Genomic DNA, 16,303 nt, shown 5'->3' on the forward strand with positions numbered 1-16,303 from the left:
TTCTTCTTTTATGAAACTTGAACTTGAAGTTGATCAATAAGCTGCCCCTCTACCGTCAAATTCAGATAAAAATCAAGGATTTTATCTCCTGCAAAATACAAGGTTGGTAGCGTCAGCCTTTTTTCAGTCTCACCAGCTTGAAACATAAGGACTTGAATCTCATCCTGATAAGCGACACCATGCACACCCGTCCCTGGTTGAATCGAAATCTTAGCTTCTAAAGGAGTACTAGATTCTCTGCGCTTAACTGTAAAATAGGCATTTTCTCCCTTGGTCACAGCCAGACTTTTTTCTGAGAACTCTAGTTGCTGAACAGCTTCTTTTTTTGACAAGCTAGGTGTTTTATAAAGTGAAATCTTGGTCAACAAAGGCAAAGCCTGTGTCTCTGTAATGGTCACACGAATCTTTTGCGCCTCAACGACTGATCCTCGTAAGAGACGTTTGTGGCCAACAGTATAACCAGATCCAAACTCCTGCCAAACACCATCCAACTCTACCTGAACATGGAAAGCAGCGATGCGTTGCCCTAGCTTCAAATCTTCCCTCAGCTCAATCACATCAAAAGCTTCAGGAGCTCCTAAATCGAGCTCTAATTGGATTGGCAACTCTGCATCACTTGCCCAAGAACTGGCCTTCCGTCCATCTGTCAGATGATGACAGGCAAAGTCTGGCGATAGAGCCGGACCAGATACCTTGGCTCCCAGAGCCAAATCTTCTTTATAGATCTCGTTACGGTAGGCAGCAAATTCATAGAGACGCTGGATATCCTTTTCATCAAAGAGCCCATCTTTATTAGGCGGAATATTAAGCAAGAGTGGTGTACCCCGCCCTACTGAGTGAAAGTAGATTTCGACCAATTCCTCGAGAGACTTGGGGTCCTGATCCTCATGGTAAAACCAACCTGGTCGAAGGGATACATCTGCCTCCCCGATTGAAAATAGCGTCCCAGAGGGGTCTCCGTGCTGTAGATAATCTAATTCCGCTTCTGTTCCTAACTGGTCTGGCTTGACTTTTTGCCACAAGGGATCCCCTGCATAGCCTCGTTCATTTCCAATCCAGCGGATACTGGTCCCTTCAGTTGAGAAAATCAAACAATCGCCCTGCAAGTCACGAATGGTTTCAAACCAAGTTTCAAACTCATAGTTGACTTTCTGGGCCCCTTCGCCTCGAGCACCATCCATCCACACCTCAGCGAACTTCCCGGCATTACCATAGGCAGGATTTGACAAGATTTCCTTCAATTGAGCTAGATAGTAGGCATTGTAGTCCGCTTCTCGGTCCACATGATAGAGGGGACTATGGGCATCCCAAGGAGACAAATACACTCCCAAATCCATGTCAAACTCAGTCGCAGCTTTGGAAACTTCGAGAAGCAAATCCCCCTTTCCATCCCTCCAAGGGCTAGCCTTGACCGAATAATCTGTATGGGCTGTCTGGTAGAGCACAAAACCATCGTGGTGCTTAACCACCAAAATCAGCTTTTTAAAACCTGTTTCTTTGAGCACTCGAACCCATTCACGCGCATCCAACTTGTTCGGGTTAAAACGCTTAGGATTCTCTTGCCCACTTCCCCATTCCTGGTCATAAAAGGTATTGGGGCCAAAATGGATAAAGGCAGCTAGTCCATCCTCTAAATAATCCAGCTGGGCCTGACTTGGTAATGGTCCATGTGGTTTTATTTTCGTCATCATCTCGTATCTCTTTCTCTGATTATTTCTCTTGTTCACAAAGTTATCCACAGATTGTGGATAAGAAAACATGCCTAAAAACTAGCTTTTCTAGACTCCATCTCTTTGACTTTGAACCTATCACCTTCAGCAAACTCTGCTCAAATCCCCACTGCACTAGGATTTCTACTAGAAAGCTGGCCAGTTACTAGTTGCCGGTACTATTATCAAGAACCCTCTAGGATATTAGCTGAATGTCCTGCTCTCCCCAGACTTATCCACAACTTGTGAATAAACCCTTCTTCCTAGTTGTTACCTCGTTGACTATAACAAAAAATCTAGGTACCGTCAATAAGACTAGGCTGTCTTCCTAAATACTCAGAAAAAATTCTATAATTTGTACAATATACATTTTATGCCATTCAAAAGAAAGGCTTTCAGATAGATTTCATATAACTTTCTAAGCGACTTTCAATCACTGCTCCTCTCAATTCCTCGTCAGAACTGAATTAAAATCTGGACATTTCTTCTTAAAATGTGAAATTTAGCATAATTTTTTCAAAAAATATTATATTCTTTTTAGTAGAAGTTTATACATTTATTTCCTCTAATTCCTTTTGCCATCGTATAATAACATAAAATACTACTAAAACCTTGTTTTGTCCGAATTTTTAGTCATTTTTTACTATTGACACGCCTCTGAGAATATGATATAACGTAAATGTAAGCGGTACCAAAAAGGTGCCATCGTAAAAATTTTTAAGGAGGAAAACACATGTCTTCACATCCAATTCAGGTATTCTCAGAAATTGGGAAACTGAAAAAAGTTATGTTGCACCGTCCAGGCAAAGAGTTGGAAAACTTGTTGCCGGACTATCTCGAAAGGCTTCTTTTTGATGACATTCCATTCTTGGAAGATGCTCAAAAAGAACATGACGCATTTGCTCAAGCTCTTCGTGATGAAGGAATTGAGGTCCTTTACCTAGAGCAATTGGCTGCTGAATCATTGACTTCCCCAGAAATCCGCGATCAATTTATCGAGGAATATTTAGACGAAGCCAACATCCGTGGTCGTCAAACCAAGGCGGCTATTCGTGAATTGCTTCACGGTATCAAGGACAATCAGGAATTGGTTGAAAAAACTATGGCAGGGGTTCAAAAAGTTGAATTGCCGGAAATTCCTGAAGAAGCAAAAGGCTTAACTGACTTGGTTGAGTCAGACTATCCATTTGCTATCGACCCAATGCCAAACCTCTACTTCACTCGCGACCCATTTGCAACTATTGGTAATGCCGTATCGCTTAACCACATGTATGCAGATACTCGTAACCGTGAAACTCTTTATGGTAAATACATTTTCAAACACCATCCAATCTATGGTGGAAAAGTAGAATTGGTCTACAACCGTGAAGAAGATACTCGTATTGAAGGTGGAGATGAGCTCGTTCTTTCTAAAGACGTTCTCGCAGTAGGTATTTCTCAACGTACAGACGCAGCTTCGATTGAAAAACTCTTGGTGAACATCTTCAAGAAAAATGTTGGCTTCAAGAAAGTATTGGCATTTGAATTTGCTAACAACCGTAAATTCATGCACTTGGATACTGTCTTCACCATGGTTGACTATGACAAGTTCACAATTCACCCAGAAATCGAAGGTGATCTTCGTGTGTACTCTGTCACTTATGAAGATGAAAAACTCAAGATTGTTGAAGAAAAAGGTGACTTAGCTGAACTTCTTGCAAAGAACCTCGGCGTAGAAAAAGTTCATTTGATCCGTTGCGGTGGTGGCAATATCGTAGCAGCTGCGCGTGAACAATGGAATGATGGCTCCAACACTTTGACAATCGCACCTGGTGTAGTCGTCGTTTATGCTCGCAATACCATTACCAATAAGATCCTAGAAGAATACGGGCTTCGCTTGATTAAGATTCGCGGAAGCGAATTGGTTCGGGGCCGTGGTGGACCTCGTTGTATGTCTATGCCATTTGAACGTGAAGAAGTATAATCGCTGTTCAGTATTTGTCAATAAAAAATGTAAAAAATAGAAAGAGGAAATAATAGAATGACACATTCAGTATTCCAAGGACGTAGCTTCTTAGCAGAAAAAGACTTTACTCGCGCAGAGTTAGAATACCTTATCGGTCTTTCAGCTCACTTGAAGGATTTGAAAAAACGCAATATCCAACACCACTACCTTGCTGGTAAAAATATCGCTCTCCTGTTTGAAAAAACTTCTACTCGTACACGTGCAGCCTTTACAACTGCAGCTATTGACCTTGGTGCTCATCCAGAATACCTCGGAGCAAATGACATTCAGTTAGGTAAAAAAGAATCTACTGAAGATACTGCAAAAGTTTTGGGTCGTATGTTTGACGGGATTGAATTCCGCGGCTTCAGCCAATGTATGGTTGAAGAATTGGCAGAATTCTCAGGTGTTCCAGTATGGAATGGTCTAACTGACGAATGGCACCCAACTCAAATGCTCGCTGACTATTTGACAGTTCAAGAAAACTTTGGTCGTTTGGAAGGCTTGACATTGGTATACTGTGGTGATGGACGTAACAACGTTGCCAACAGCTTGCTGGTAACAGGTGCTATCCTTGGTGTTAACGTTCACATCTTCTCACCAAAAGAACTCTTCCCAGAAAAAGAAATCGTTGAATTGGCTGAAGGATTTGCTAAAGAAAGTGGTGCACATGTTCTCATCACTGAAGATGCTGACGAAGCAGTTAAAGGCGCAGACGTTCTTTACACAGACGTTTGGGTATCTATGGGTGAAGAAGACAAATTCGCAGAACGCGTTGCACTTTTGAAACCTTACCAAGTCAATATGGACTTAGTGAAAAAAGCAGGCAACGAAAACTTGATCTTCTTGCACTGTTTACCCGCATTCCACGACACTCACACTGTTTACGGTAAAGATGTTGCTGAAAAATTTGGCGTAGAAGAAATGGAAGTAACAGACGAAGTCTTCCGCAGCAAGTATGCTCGTCACTTTGACCAAGCAGAAAACCGTATGCACACTATCAAAGCTGTTATGGCCGCTACTCTTGGAAATCTCTACATTCCTAAAGTATAAAACTTACTCGTATACACAACACAGGGGTTGAGACGAAAGCTATGATAGCTTATCAGTTCTAGCGAAAGAAAGCACGGATCCTCTTTGACAAATTTGCCACCTTACTCTTGTCATCTTCCTGCTTCCTAGTCTCATTCTGATAAACGTCGGCTATGCGTTCAACCCCTTTTACTAGTAGTAATGACTAATTTGTCTTTTGAAAAGACGCTACCTCCACTTCATATTTTATCATCATACCTGCCTGTAGCTCTTAGAGTTCTGTCAGGTTTACCATATTAAAGAAAGGAGAGCTCATGTCTCATAGAAAAATCGTCGTTGCTTTAGGCGGAAATGCCATCCTCTCCACTGATCCATCTGCCCAAGCTCAACAAGCTGCTCTGGTAGAAACAGCTCGTCATCTGGTCAAGTTGATTCAAAACGGAGATGAACTGATCATCACTCACGGAAATGGTCCTCAGGTGGGTAATCTCTTGCTTCAACACTTGATGGCAGATTCGGAAAAAAATCCTGCCTTCCCACTTGATTCTTTGGTTGCCATGACCGAAGGTAGTATCGGTTTTTGGCTACAATGTGCTCTTGATAACGCATTACTCGATGTAGGGCTTGATAAAAATGTCGCTTCTGTTGTTACCCAAGTTATAGTAGACAAAGCGGACCCTGCCTTTATCAATCCTACCAAACCAATCGGTCCATTCTACTCAGAAGAGGATGCTAAAGCTGAGAGCGAAAAAACAGGAGCAACCTTCAAAGAAGATGCTGGTCGTGGCTGGCGTAAAGTAGTAGCTTCACCAAAACCAATCGACATCAAAGAAATCAACAGCATCCGCACCTTGCTTGATAATGGTCAAGTTGTCATCGCAGCAGGTGGAGGAGGTATCCCTGTTGTCAAAAATGAAAACGGTTACTTAAGTGGAGTCGAAGCCGTTATTGATAAAGACTTTGCGTCTCAACGACTAGCAGAACTCGTCGAAGCTGACCTCTTTATCGTCCTTACTGGCGTAGATTATGTTTATGTCAACTACAATAAACCAGACCAAGAAAAACTTGAACACGTTACTGTCAGTCAACTAAAAGAATACATCAAGCAAGGACAATTCGCACCAGGTAGCATGCTACCAAAAGTCGAAGCTACTATCGATTTTGTAACCAACCGCCCAGAAGGCAAGGCTGTTATCACTTCCCTCAGCAATCTAGGCGCCTTGATCGAGTCCGAAAGCGGAACAATTATTGTTAAAGACTAGCCATTTTAACCCAAGTACAAGCTCTAACTAGGAGTACTCAGGTAAACCAACATCATTCGTTTTTATACTTTGTGGCATAGTTTAGGAGGAAAAACAAATGAGTGAAAAAACAAAAAAAAGGTTCCAAATGCCTTCATCTTACACTGTTTTGATCATTATTATTGCCATCATGGCAATCTTAACTTGGATCATTCCAGCAGGTAAGTATGACACGAACGAAGCAGGTGACCTCATTGCAGGTACCTATCAAACTGTTGAATCTAATCCCCAAGGGATTTACGATATCCTAATGGCTCCGATTCGGGCGATGCTCGGTCACGAACCAACTAAAGCCGCTATTGACGTAGCCTTCTTCATCCTCATGGTTGGAGGATTTCTAGGTGTCGTCAATGCGACAGGCACATTAGATGTTGGTATTGCCTCTATTGTTAAGAAATACAAAGGACGCGAAAAAATGCTGATCCTCATCCTCATGCCCCTCTTTGCGCTTGGAGGAACAACTTATGGTATGGGTGAAGAAACCATGGCATTTTATCCACTCCTTGTTCCTGTTATGATGGCTGTTGGTTTTGATAGCATTACTGCCGTTGCCATCATCCTACTAGGTTCTCAAGTTGGCTGTCTTGCCTCTACTCTCAATCCCTTTGCTACTGTTATTGCTTCTGATACCGCAGGTGTGTCATCTATGGACGGGGTTATCCTTCGTATCATCTTCTGGTTTGTTATGACAGGTATTAGCACATACTTTGTTTACCGCTATGCGGAAAAGATTCAAAAAGATCCTACAAAATCACTTGTTTATTCTCAACGTGAAGAAGACCTTAAACACTTCAATGTCACTGATAACGAAAATGCTCCATCTGTCTTGAACAAGAAACAAAAACATGTTCTTGCCTTGTTCATCTTGACTTTCATCATCATGATCGCCAGCTTTATCCCTTGGGTAGACTTGCATATCACTATATTTGAAGATTTCAAGAATTGGTTGATTGGTCTCCCTGTTATTGGCGGAGCTATCGGTTCATCTGCTCTACCATTCGGTAGCTGGTACTTCCCAGAAGGTGCAATGCTCTTTGCTGTGATGGGTATTCTTATTGGTGTTGTTTACGGTCTCAAGGAAAGCAAGATTATCTCTACCTTTATGGCTGGTGCAGCAGATCTTCTCACCGTAGCCTTGATTTGTGCAGTAGCTCGTGGTATCCAAGTTATCATGAACGACGGTATGATTACTGCAACTATTCTACACTGGGGTGAAGTCGGACTTCAAGGTCTCTCTTCTCAGGTCTTCATCGTTTTGACCTACCTCTTCTACCTTCCTATGTCATTCCTTATCCCATCTTCATCTGGACTTGCTAGTGCTACAATGGGAATCATGGCACCACTTGGTGAGTTCGTTAACGTAAAACCTAGTCTCATCATCACTGCCTATCAATCTGCATCTGGTGTACTAAACCTTGTCGCTCCAACTTCTGGTATCGTTATGGGGGCTCTCGCGCTCGGCCGTATCAGTCTAGGAACTTGGTGGAAATTTGTTACTAAACTCATTGTCGTTATTGTCATTGTAAGCATACTTCTTCTTATCCTAGGTACCTTCCTACCATTCCTTTAGAACAAAGTGTGAGGTAAAACGAATGACCGTCTACATCACTGACTCCATTAAACAGAGCTTTATACAGAGTCTAAAGACTCTCATCTCCTACCCATCTGTCCTCCAAGAAGGGGAAAATGGGACACCTTTTGGACAAGCTATTCAAGACGTTCTAGAAAAGACGCTGGAAATCTGCCGTGAACTTGGCTTTAAAACTTATATTGATCCCAAGGGCTATTATGGTTATGCAGAGGTTGGTGAGGGAGAACTCCTTGCCATCCTCTGCCACTTAGATGTTGTGCCTGCAGGAGATTTGTCAGATTGGCAATCTCCTCCATTTGAAGCAACTATCAGAGAAGGCAAACTCTATGGACGAGGGGCACAAGACGACAAAGGTCCTTCACTCGCAGCTCTCTACGCAGTGAAAAGCTTGCTTGACCAAGGCATCCAATTTAAGAAGCGCGTGCGTTTTATCTTTGGTACGGATGAAGAAACTCTTTGGAGATGTATGGCACGCTACAACGCCCTCGAAGAACAAGCCAGCATGGGATTTGCACCAGATTCGTCATTTCCTTTGACATACGCTGAAAAGGGGCTCCTTCAAGTCAAGCTTCATGGCCCCGGTTCTGATCATCTCAAGCTCGATGTCGGAGGTGCCTTTAATGTCGTACCAGATAAGGCAAGTTACCAAGGTCCTCTTTATGAAGCGGTTTGTAGAGGTTTGAAGGAAGCAAATTTTGATCACCAAACCACAGACCAAACCGTGACCGTACTCGGGGTACCTAAACACGCCAAAGATGCTAGTCAAGGTGTCAATGCAGTCATTCGACTTGCTAGTGTGCTCGCGCCTCTCCAACCCCACCCTGCCCTCCATTTTCTAGCCGACAAAGCAGGGCAAGATGGTAGAGGGCTTGGAATCTTTGGAGAAGTTGCTGATGAACCGTCTGGTTCCCTTTCCTTTAATGTTGCAGGGTTGACCATCAATCCCGATCGCTCCGAGATTCGGATCGATATACGCATACCTGTGCTAGCAGATAAGGAGAAACTGGTGGCACAGCTCACCCAGTGCGCCAAAGACTACCAACTTGACTACCAAGAATTTGACTATCTAGCACCCCTCTATGTCGCAAGAGATAGCCAACTTGTTACTACCCTTATGCAAGTCTACCAAGAAAAAACCGGAGATAAAACTCCTCCTCTTTCATCAGGTGGTGCTACCTTTGCCCGCACCATGCCAAACTGTGTAGCCTTTGGCGCTCTTTTCCCAGGAGCACAACAAACTGAGCATCAGGCAAATGAAGCAGCTGTCCTAGACGATCTATATCGCGCTATGGACATCTACGCAGAGGCGGTTTACCGTCTCGCAACCTAACCAGATAATCGTTTCTACCAAAAAAATCCCGCAGATTTGCGGGATTTTCTCTTACATCAATGCGCCAACATTTCTTGGGCGATTTCTTGACCAGATAGGTTATCTGGGTAGTAGGTTGGCCAGTTGTCCATCTCTTCAAAGAGAGCTTCTTGGCTGGTGCCTCCAAAGAAGATATGGAAATGTTCTGCTTTAACTGGGGCGATATTGTGGTCACTAAACTGAACATACTTGAACTGTCCAGCATCCGCATCTGTCGCTTCAAAGAGGAAGCGCACACCACGATTGCCTTTCTTATAAGTCAAGATTTTCTTGCCGACATACTTGTAGGTGAATTTCTTGCTTTGGCCACCTTGAACAAATTCCATAGTGTTATCAGTAATGTTGATCTTAGTCACATCTGTCTGATAACCTTTTCTATAGTAGGCCTTGTACTCATTCTTAGTCATCTTACCAGTCAACTTAGCCTTGTAATCAAAGACTTGATCGAAGGTTCCATCCTCAAGGAAAGGATAAACTGACTGCCAGTTACCAGTATAGTCACTCAAGGTGCGGTCCTTGACGTCAGCATCCTCAAAGTAACCATTGTGAACTGTCTGGGTATTTTCTTCCTTCTCTGGCTCGATTTCTGGTCCTTCTTGGTCTGTTGTTTGTTTCAAAGCCTTGAGGTTTTTCTCCATCACGGAGATATAGTCCTCACCGGCCTTGGTTGCTTCTTCTGTCAGACTTTCTAGCGGATTGAGCACGTCTAGTTTGACGCCTGTTTCTTTTGAGAGTGTATTGGCGAGGGCTTGTGAGGCATTTTCTTCAAAGTAGATATAAGAAATCTTGTTTTTCTTAATATACTCTGTCAATTCTGCCAAACGTGCTGCTGATGGTTCTGCATCTGGTGAGAGACCTGAGATGGATACTTGCTTGAGACCGTAGTCCAAGGCAAGGTAGTTAAAGGCAGCGTGCTGGGTCACAAAGCTCTTTTGTTTGGCTTGAGACAAGCCATCTGTGTAGGCCTTGTCCAAGGCTTGCAATTTTTCGATATAGGCAGCCGCATTCTTCTCAAAAGTCTCTTTTTTATCAGGATAATCTGCTGACAAGCTGTCACGGATATGCTCTACCAGTTTGATGGCGCGTGCTGGTGAAAGCCAAACGTGGGGATCGTAGTCGTGATGGTGACCCTCACCGCCATGATCATGCCCTTCCTCTTCTTCCTCACCACCTGGCAAGAGAAGCATATCACCTGTCGCCTTGATAGTTTTCACTTTTTTCTTATCCAAGGATTCTAACAATTTTGGAACCCAAGTTTCCATATTTTCATTTTCATAGACAAAGGTATCTGCGTCTTGGATTTTGGCAACTGCCTTGGCAGACGGTTCATACTCATGGGGTTCCGTACCAGCACCGATTAGAAGTTCTACATTAGCAGTATCTCCTGCGACTTGTTTGGTAAATTCGTAGACAGGGTAAAAGGTTGTCACGATATTGAGTTTCCCATCTGCCTGTTTTTGATTGGAACAAGCCACTAAAAACAGGGCACATAGACTAGCTAATAGTAAGCTAATTTTTTTCATTTCATTCTCCTATTTGATAAAACGTTTCAGTAGACTGACTAACAAAAAGACAGCTACAAAGATAATGGTGATACTAGCGCTGGCAGGTGTTTCCGCATAGTAGGAAATATAGAGACCTGCCACCATTCCCAAAAAGCCAATAGCGCTGGCTAGTAACATAACGGATTTAAAGTTTTTCCCCAGACGAAGGGCAATACTAGCTGGCAAGACCATAATGGTCGATACCAGAAGAGCTCCTGCAGCTGGAATCATAAGGGCAATGGCCACCCCTGTCACCATGTTAAAGAGGATAGACATGGTACGAACGGGCAAGCCATCCACAAAGGCCGTGTCCTCATCAAAGGTCAGGATATACATTGGTCGCAAGAATAAGAAAGTCAAGAGTAAAACGACCGCAGCAATGGCAAAGAGGAAAATCACCTGCTCCTGGCTAATGGTCACAATCGAACCAAAGAGATATTGGTCCAAACTCATGGAACTAGAACTTTTCCCCTTACTCATGACGATAAGGGAGACTGCAAGCCCTGTAGACATGAGGATGGCAGTCCCGATTTCCATAAAGTTCTTATAGACTGTCCGGAGATACTCTAGAAAGACCGCAGCGATCAAGACAATGGCAATGGTTGAAATAGTTGGAGAAATTCCCAAAACCAGACCAAAGGCAACCCCTGACAGAGAAACGTGACTGAGGGTGTCGCTCATGAGGCTCTGACGACGTAAGATAAGGAAGGTCCCAAGAACTGGAGAAAAGAGACTCATGGCAATAACTGCCAAGAAGGCTCGCTGCATAAAGTCATATGATAACAAACTAAGCATGTTCCACCTCCTGGTCGCTTTCGTGAACGTTGAAACAACGCCATGGCGAATCTTGGTTACGAACTAGATGAATATTGCGATCCGCATAGTCCTTGACTTCCTCAGGGTCATGGGTAATCATCAAAACAGCCTTACCATGATGGTGGGCACTATGGTGCATGAGTTCGTAAAATTCATTTTTGCTTCCAGCATCCATCCCTGTCGTCGGCTCATCCAAGACGAAGATATCTGGGTCAGAAGCAAACATCCGAGCAATCACTGCTCGTTGCTTTTGCCCTCCCGAAAGGGAACCAATTCGTTTGTCACGGTGTTCCCACATACCAACTGAGTCTAGACTGGCCTTGATATGTTCCTCATCATGAGCATTCAAGCGACGGAACCAGCCCTTTCGCGGATAGCGACCCGACTTGACAAATTCATAAACCGTACTTGGAAAGCCAGCATTAAAACTAGCTATCTGCTGGGGAAGATAGGCTATCCTAAGTTTTTTCCCATGAGTATTTGTCTTTGAGATGGTTACCTTGCCAAATCTTGGTTGCAAGATGCCTAGGCTCGCCTTGATAAGCGTTGTCTTGGCAGCCCCATTTTCACCAGTCAGGGTGACAAACTCCCCACTATCAACACTATAGTTGATGTGCTCGAGGACAGGTTCCTTGTCATAATAGAAAGACAAGTCCTCTACTGTAATATACCGCATTATTTAATTTCTCCTACTAAAGCAGTTAAAAACCGCTGGATAACTTCTTGTTCATTTGGAGTAAACTGACTTGCTACTTGTTCATAGGCTAAGAGAGTGTGTTCATGATGATGGTGGTGTTCCTCTGCCACCGGTCGAGCTAGCTCTGTCAGTTGATAAAAGATCACGCGCGCATCCTTTGGATCTCTGGATGTCTCTAACATACCCTCTTTGACCAAAGACTTGATAGCCTTGGTCACTGCCGCCTGACTGACATTGAGGCGACGGGCCAACTCCGAGTTGGTTAAGGATTCTTCTGACAAGAGCATGAGGATGTGTTCCTGAGTATTGGTCAAGGCAACGTCACTCGTGCAATGCCCAATCAGAATTTCATGCTGGTTCTCCGATCTCAAGATCACCTCGTTTAAAAAGTTATCGATTTCCTGTGCAAGCTGTCTCATGTGTTACTCCTTCCCTAGCTATCTTTTCCGTAAAAAAACTTAGATAGCTACCGATTCTTTACTGGTTAATTATATCATAAACCAAAAAAGAGTCAAGGGAAAAAGGCGTAAAAACGTTTCCCTAGACTCTTCTAGATGTAAAATTTAACCTATTTTTGCTTTGGTTTTCGACTCGATAAGATAACCTGCCAAACCAGCTACCATTCCCATCAAGAGCAAGAAGATGGACTGTTCGCTTCCTGTATTTGGGAGGGCTTTTTCTGAGACAACTGCTTTCTTGCTAAATTGACCTGCCACCTCATAAGTCAGTGGCACATTTGTAGTCGCATCATTAGCAGCCGCATTCGTTTGAGGCGTTTCTACCGGCAGACTAAAAGTTGTAGAATCCACAGAAATCGTCCGTGAGTTCGGATTGATCTTTTCATACTGGGTCAAATCAGCGGTTTTCAGATACTCTTCAAAGGCTGCATCCATAGATGGGCCTTCTTCACGCGCGCCACCCAACATAGTGTAGCCATCACCACCTGCAGCTAAGAAATCATTGGTTGCAAGATAGTAGGTTTTTGCGAGGTCTAGAAGATCATAACGACCAGTCGCACGGTTTTTAACCTGGATAGCCAAGACACGTTTGCCTGATGGTAGGTTGGTATCATAGTAGACCTTCACACCTGAAACTTGTAAGAAGCCCCCACTTGGCTCTAACAATGGTTGCCCGTTCTCATCCAAGACCTTCTTGCCATCCTTATCGACCTGCAAGATAGAGCCGAGTGACTTTTCAAACATATCCAAGACTTGTTGCCCAGTCACTTGGATTTGTGAGATGGTATTTCCAAACGGAAGAACGGCAATGACATTTCCTTTAGTGATTGGTTTGCCTTTTGCAATGGTTTCACGCAAGCCACCACCATTTGTCACAGCGATGTCTGTCGGATGGCTAAATCCTGTTTGACCATACTGATAGAGGGAGTCTGCTACGACGTTTCCGAGGTTGGTTTCACGGACCCGAACATTTTCACGATCACCGTTGAGTTCTACAGGGCTGTTTGAGACAATCTCAACCGCATTTTCAGCATCGTATTTTTGTTTAATGTCTTTGACCAGTTTTTCAACTGTAGGATTAGCTGGTAATTTTTTAGCATCAGCAGCTGCAATCAATGTAGGATTACCCAAAAGCTGACGTGATTTGTAGATAACCTTCCCAACATTATGAAGGTAACTTCCTGTTTGGTTATAGGTAACATTGTCGCCATAAGTTGTGGAAGCTACTGTGTGAGAATGCCCATCAATAACTGTCACACGTTTGCCTTTGAGACGAGGATTTTTAGAGAGAGCTTCTGCCAAGGTTGAACCACGCCACTCGACTGGAGTTGTGGTATCTACACCCAAGTGAGCGAGCACAACATAGTGTTTGTAGTCCTTACCTTCTGCACGAGCCTTGGCTTGAACTTCTTCGATGACCTTATTGACTTCAGAGATTGGATCTGTAAAAGTTACCCCTTTAATGTTTTTAGGGTGGGTTTTTGTAGCAGTTTCAGGTGTCGTCACACCGATTACAACAAACTCATCACCTTCCACAGTCTTATCTTTATCAACGATTGTAGAAGCTTCAAAAAGACGAGCTCCATTGACATAAGTATTTGAGCTAAGTAATGGGAATTTCAAGATTTCCTTGTATTTTTTTACTTCATCAAGACCAAAGTCAAACTCATGGTTTCCTACTGCCATGGCATCATACTGCATCTGATTGAGAATTTCAGCACGCGCTTCACCCTTCGTAGAGTTGGAAATCGGTAAACCTTGGAAAGCGTCTCCCGCGTCAACAACTAGAGTATTTTGATTTGATTTCGCACGCTCCTGCTCAATGACAGTCGCTAACTTGGCATCTCCAATTACTCCCTTTTCCTCTACAATACGACCATGGACATCATTGGTGTGTAAGATAACGGTATCCTTTTCTTCGTTTTTAGTAGATTCAACAGGAGCTGACGGAGCTTCTGCAGGTGCAACTGCTTCTGAAGTTGCCGAAGTTTCCGGTACCGCAGGGCTCTCAACAGGAGCTGGAGTCGCTATAACAGCTGAACTTTCTGCAGGAGTTGTTGCTTCTTCAGCGTATACTTGTCCAGCTAAGAAGGCTGGAGCTAACAGGGCTGTCGACAAGACAGGTAACAAAGAACGTTTATTCATTTTGAAATCCTTTTCTTTTCTTTTTTCCTTTATATTATACGATATTTCTAGAAAAAATAAAACTTTTGACTGGTTTTTATATAAAACATTCGTTATTTAACCAAAAAAACCTGAACAAAACAGTTCAAGTTTTTTTAATCGATTTATTGGAAATCTTTGATATTTCCATCATAGGTCGCCCAGTCCTTACTAAAGAAACGGTCATTCATCTTGTAGTCTGGGGCTGGTTTTGGATCCGTCAAGAAGGGATTCACAACCTTATCAAAAGCCAACCAGCCCAACCAACCTAAGTGGATAGTATCCTTGATAAAGTAAGGTTCTCCTCCGTTTTTTGAAAAGTCAGCAATGTTGGTAAAGCCTTGACTTTCTAGCTGGTAACGAATTTTCTCCACTGCATGTTGATACATTTCTTCACTGAGTTCTGTGTATTCCATCCATTTCTTGTTGACGGGCTGGATAACAAAGAGTACATTGACTTTTGATTTGGCAAATTGATTGAGAACCAGCTGCAAATCATTGTATTCAGAGGACTTTAGGAAGTTATAATTTTTTTGATACCCTTCCCATTTTTTTAAGTCTTTTTTGACCTCATACGTGTAGAAATGATTCTCCATCCCCATATCGTTATTGGTCGTATTTGCCTCTGCATCCTTACGGGCAATTTCTTCTAAAGCGTCATAGGAAAACTGATCAGGAAGATCTTTTAAATAGTTTTCTACATGTTCTTTGTACTTGAGTTTCCCCCGAATGGAAAATTGACCAAAAAGAGAGGACTGCTTTTCATTGAATCGTGCAAAGACGTTGATGATAAGTCGATCAGCATCTGACAAGTCCTCTCCTTTTGAAAGCTTTTGAAGGATGCCTTTCAATGCCACACTCGGGTTCTGCTTCAACAAACGCGTCGCAGCATGCTTAGCCGAGATGTCCCCAGATTGATTTTCTAAAAAAGCTGTCAACTGGTCGCTATTAAAGAATCTCTGAAACGCTGCTGGCTCGTAATCCGTCTCTGTAAACCACTGAGGAGAGATGACAAACACCGCCTGCTTTTCCTCAATTTCTGGCAGAATCTGCTGCAAACCGAAATATTGATTAAGCGAGGCCGCTCCTGCCTGACCCATAAAGTAAGGGCGATAGGGACGATTGTATTTTTCTGCTAAAACAGCTGGATGGACACTATCAAATCGAATCCATTCACTTGACCCTAGAAAAGGGACAAAACGCATATTGGGATCCGTTAGCGCCCTCACTTTTTGACTTCTCTCTTTAAAACTTTCTCTACTGATGGAAGCTGCAGAGTACTTCTCCTCCGTCAGATTATGGCTTGTTGTACTTGGATAAAAAAAGATGAGTAGAAGAACCAAAAATCCAGCGATGAAGATAGGCCCGAAGATCAGCCACAAGCGTTTAAGCATTCTTTAACTCCGCAATACCTTCTACAATTTTATTAGCTGTATTCCAGTCATCACGACCGAACTCTGTCACTGGAACACGAATGTCAAAACGGTTTTCAATCTCAACAATCAATTCAACCGTTCCCATACTATCCAAGACACCAGCGTCAAAAAGATCTTCATCCATCATGTCAGAAACATCTTCCATAAACAACTCATCAATAATTTCAATAACTTCTGATTTGATATCCATTTTTTATATCCTT

Annotated in this window: 13 protein-coding genes; 5 read left to right on the forward strand and 8 right to left on the reverse strand. The window is 43.1% G+C overall.

The genetic code is table 11. The annotated features are described in order from the left end of the window. Nucleotides 1-8: 8 nt before the first annotated feature. Entirely contained in the window at nucleotides 9-1,688 is a 1,680-nt protein-coding gene (locus I6G42_RS01580) for an alpha-L-fucosidase (RefSeq protein WP_038804811.1), read from the reverse strand. Between the two features lie 754 nt (nucleotides 1,689-2,442). On the opposite strand from I6G42_RS01580, the gene arcA reads away from it, so the two are divergent. From arcA to I6G42_RS01605, 5 genes are all read left to right on the forward strand, one after another. Beyond that, the gene (gene arcA / locus I6G42_RS01585; protein ID WP_000094625.1) at nucleotides 2,443-3,672 is read left to right on the forward strand and encodes an arginine deiminase; all 1,230 of its coding nucleotides are present in this window, start codon (nucleotides 2,443-2,445) and stop codon (nucleotides 3,670-3,672) included. Nucleotides 3,673-3,729: 57 nt separating this feature from the next. Beyond that, the gene (gene argF, locus I6G42_RS01590) at nucleotides 3,730-4,746 is read left to right on the forward strand and encodes an ornithine carbamoyltransferase (RefSeq protein ID WP_038804732.1); all 1,017 of its coding nucleotides are present in this window, start codon (nucleotides 3,730-3,732) and stop codon (nucleotides 4,744-4,746) included. Nucleotides 4,747-5,039: 293 nt separating this feature from the next. Continuing rightward, on the forward strand, nucleotides 5,040-5,987 hold the full coding sequence (arcC, locus tag I6G42_RS01595; RefSeq protein ID WP_038804733.1) for a carbamate kinase: 948 nt from the start codon (nucleotides 5,040-5,042) through the stop codon (nucleotides 5,985-5,987). Between the two features lie 97 nt (nucleotides 5,988-6,084). Continuing rightward, nucleotides 6,085-7,596 carry a YfcC family protein gene (locus I6G42_RS01600; RefSeq protein ID WP_038804734.1) on the forward strand — a complete coding sequence of 504 codons (1,512 nt, stop codon included), beginning with the start codon at nucleotides 6,085-6,087 and terminating at the stop codon, nucleotides 7,594-7,596. Between the two features lie 22 nt (nucleotides 7,597-7,618). Further along, entirely contained in the window at nucleotides 7,619-8,947 is a 1,329-nt protein-coding gene (locus I6G42_RS01605; RefSeq protein WP_038804735.1) for a dipeptidase, read from the forward strand. Between the two features lie 56 nt (nucleotides 8,948-9,003). Here I6G42_RS01605 and adcA read toward each other — a convergent pair whose 3' ends face one another. The 7 genes from adcA to dltC all read right to left on the reverse strand — a co-directional run bounded on the left by adcA (nucleotide 9,004) and on the right by dltC (nucleotide 16,290). Beyond that, a complete protein-coding gene (gene adcA / locus I6G42_RS01610) occupies nucleotides 9,004-10,509 on the reverse strand; it encodes a zinc ABC transporter substrate-binding lipoprotein AdcA (RefSeq protein WP_038804737.1) in 1,506 nt (501 codons plus the stop codon). Between the two features lie 9 nt (nucleotides 10,510-10,518). After that, nucleotides 10,519-11,325: a metal ABC transporter permease gene (locus I6G42_RS01615; protein ID WP_000950023.1), complete on the reverse strand. Its 807-nt coding sequence runs from the start codon at nucleotides 11,323-11,325 to the stop codon at nucleotides 10,519-10,521. After that, nucleotides 11,318-12,022 (reverse strand): metal ABC transporter ATP-binding protein, encoded by a 705-nt coding sequence (locus I6G42_RS01620; protein WP_001269483.1) that lies wholly within the window; start codon nucleotides 12,020-12,022, stop codon nucleotides 11,318-11,320. The genes I6G42_RS01615 and I6G42_RS01620 overlap by 8 nt, the downstream gene beginning before the upstream one ends. Further along, nucleotides 12,022-12,462, reverse strand: a complete 441-nt coding sequence (adcR, locus tag I6G42_RS01625; protein ID WP_001249328.1) for a zinc-dependent transcriptional regulator AdcR — start codon at nucleotides 12,460-12,462, stop codon at nucleotides 12,022-12,024. The genes I6G42_RS01620 and adcR overlap by 1 nt, the downstream gene beginning before the upstream one ends. 144 nt (nucleotides 12,463-12,606) lie before the next feature. Then, nucleotides 12,607-14,646: a cell surface ecto-5'-nucleotidase Nt5e gene (gene nt5e, locus I6G42_RS01630; RefSeq protein WP_038804738.1), complete on the reverse strand. Its 2,040-nt coding sequence runs from the start codon at nucleotides 14,644-14,646 to the stop codon at nucleotides 12,607-12,609. A 143-nt stretch (nucleotides 14,647-14,789) separates the two neighbouring features. Next, nucleotides 14,790-16,058 (reverse strand): D-alanyl-lipoteichoic acid biosynthesis protein DltD, encoded by a 1,269-nt coding sequence (gene dltD / locus I6G42_RS01635; protein WP_038804739.1) that lies wholly within the window; start codon nucleotides 16,056-16,058, stop codon nucleotides 14,790-14,792. Beyond that, on the reverse strand, nucleotides 16,051-16,290 hold the full coding sequence (dltC, locus tag I6G42_RS01640) for a D-alanine--poly(phosphoribitol) ligase subunit DltC (protein WP_000351970.1): 240 nt from the start codon (nucleotides 16,288-16,290) through the stop codon (nucleotides 16,051-16,053). The genes dltD and dltC overlap by 8 nt, the downstream gene beginning before the upstream one ends. Between the last annotated feature and the right edge of the window lie 13 nt (nucleotides 16,291-16,303).

Origin of the sequence: Streptococcus oralis, from assembly GCF_016028255.1 — a bacterium.
Lineage (GTDB): Bacteria > Bacillota > Bacilli > Lactobacillales > Streptococcaceae > Streptococcus > Streptococcus oralis_AC.

What these genes read in the sequence shown, in the direction of transcription:
- dltD (WP_038804739.1), bottom strand. Translation starts at nt 16,058, where the DNA reads ATGCTTAAACGCTTGTGGCTGATCTTCGGGCCTATCTTCATCGCTGGA.
- I6G42_RS01615 (WP_000950023.1), bottom strand. Translation starts at nt 11,325, where the DNA reads ATGCTTAGTTTGTTATCATATGACTTTATGCAGCGAGCCTTCTTGGCA.
- nt5e (WP_038804738.1), bottom strand. Translation starts at nt 14,646, where the DNA reads ATGAATAAACGTTCTTTGTTACCTGTCTTGTCGACAGCCCTGTTAGCT.
- argF (WP_038804732.1), top strand. Translation starts at nt 3,730, where the DNA reads ATGACACATTCAGTATTCCAAGGACGTAGCTTCTTAGCAGAAAAAGAC.
- adcA (WP_038804737.1), bottom strand. Translation starts at nt 10,509, where the DNA reads ATGAAAAAAATTAGCTTACTATTAGCTAGTCTATGTGCCCTGTTTTTA.
- arcC (WP_038804733.1), top strand. Translation starts at nt 5,040, where the DNA reads ATGTCTCATAGAAAAATCGTCGTTGCTTTAGGCGGAAATGCCATCCTC.
- I6G42_RS01580 (WP_038804811.1), bottom strand. Translation starts at nt 1,688, where the DNA reads ATGACGAAAATAAAACCACATGGACCATTACCAAGTCAGGCCCAGCTG.
- I6G42_RS01605 (WP_038804735.1), top strand. Translation starts at nt 7,619, where the DNA reads ATGACCGTCTACATCACTGACTCCATTAAACAGAGCTTTATACAGAGT.
- arcA (WP_000094625.1), top strand. Translation starts at nt 2,443, where the DNA reads ATGTCTTCACATCCAATTCAGGTATTCTCAGAAATTGGGAAACTGAAA.
- I6G42_RS01600 (WP_038804734.1), top strand. Translation starts at nt 6,085, where the DNA reads ATGAGTGAAAAAACAAAAAAAAGGTTCCAAATGCCTTCATCTTACACT.
- dltC (WP_000351970.1), bottom strand. Translation starts at nt 16,290, where the DNA reads ATGGATATCAAATCAGAAGTTATTGAAATTATTGATGAGTTGTTTATG.
- I6G42_RS01620 (WP_001269483.1), bottom strand. Translation starts at nt 12,022, where the DNA reads ATGCGGTATATTACAGTAGAGGACTTGTCTTTCTATTATGACAAGGAA.
- adcR (WP_001249328.1), bottom strand. Translation starts at nt 12,462, where the DNA reads ATGAGACAGCTTGCACAGGAAATCGATAACTTTTTAAACGAGGTGATC.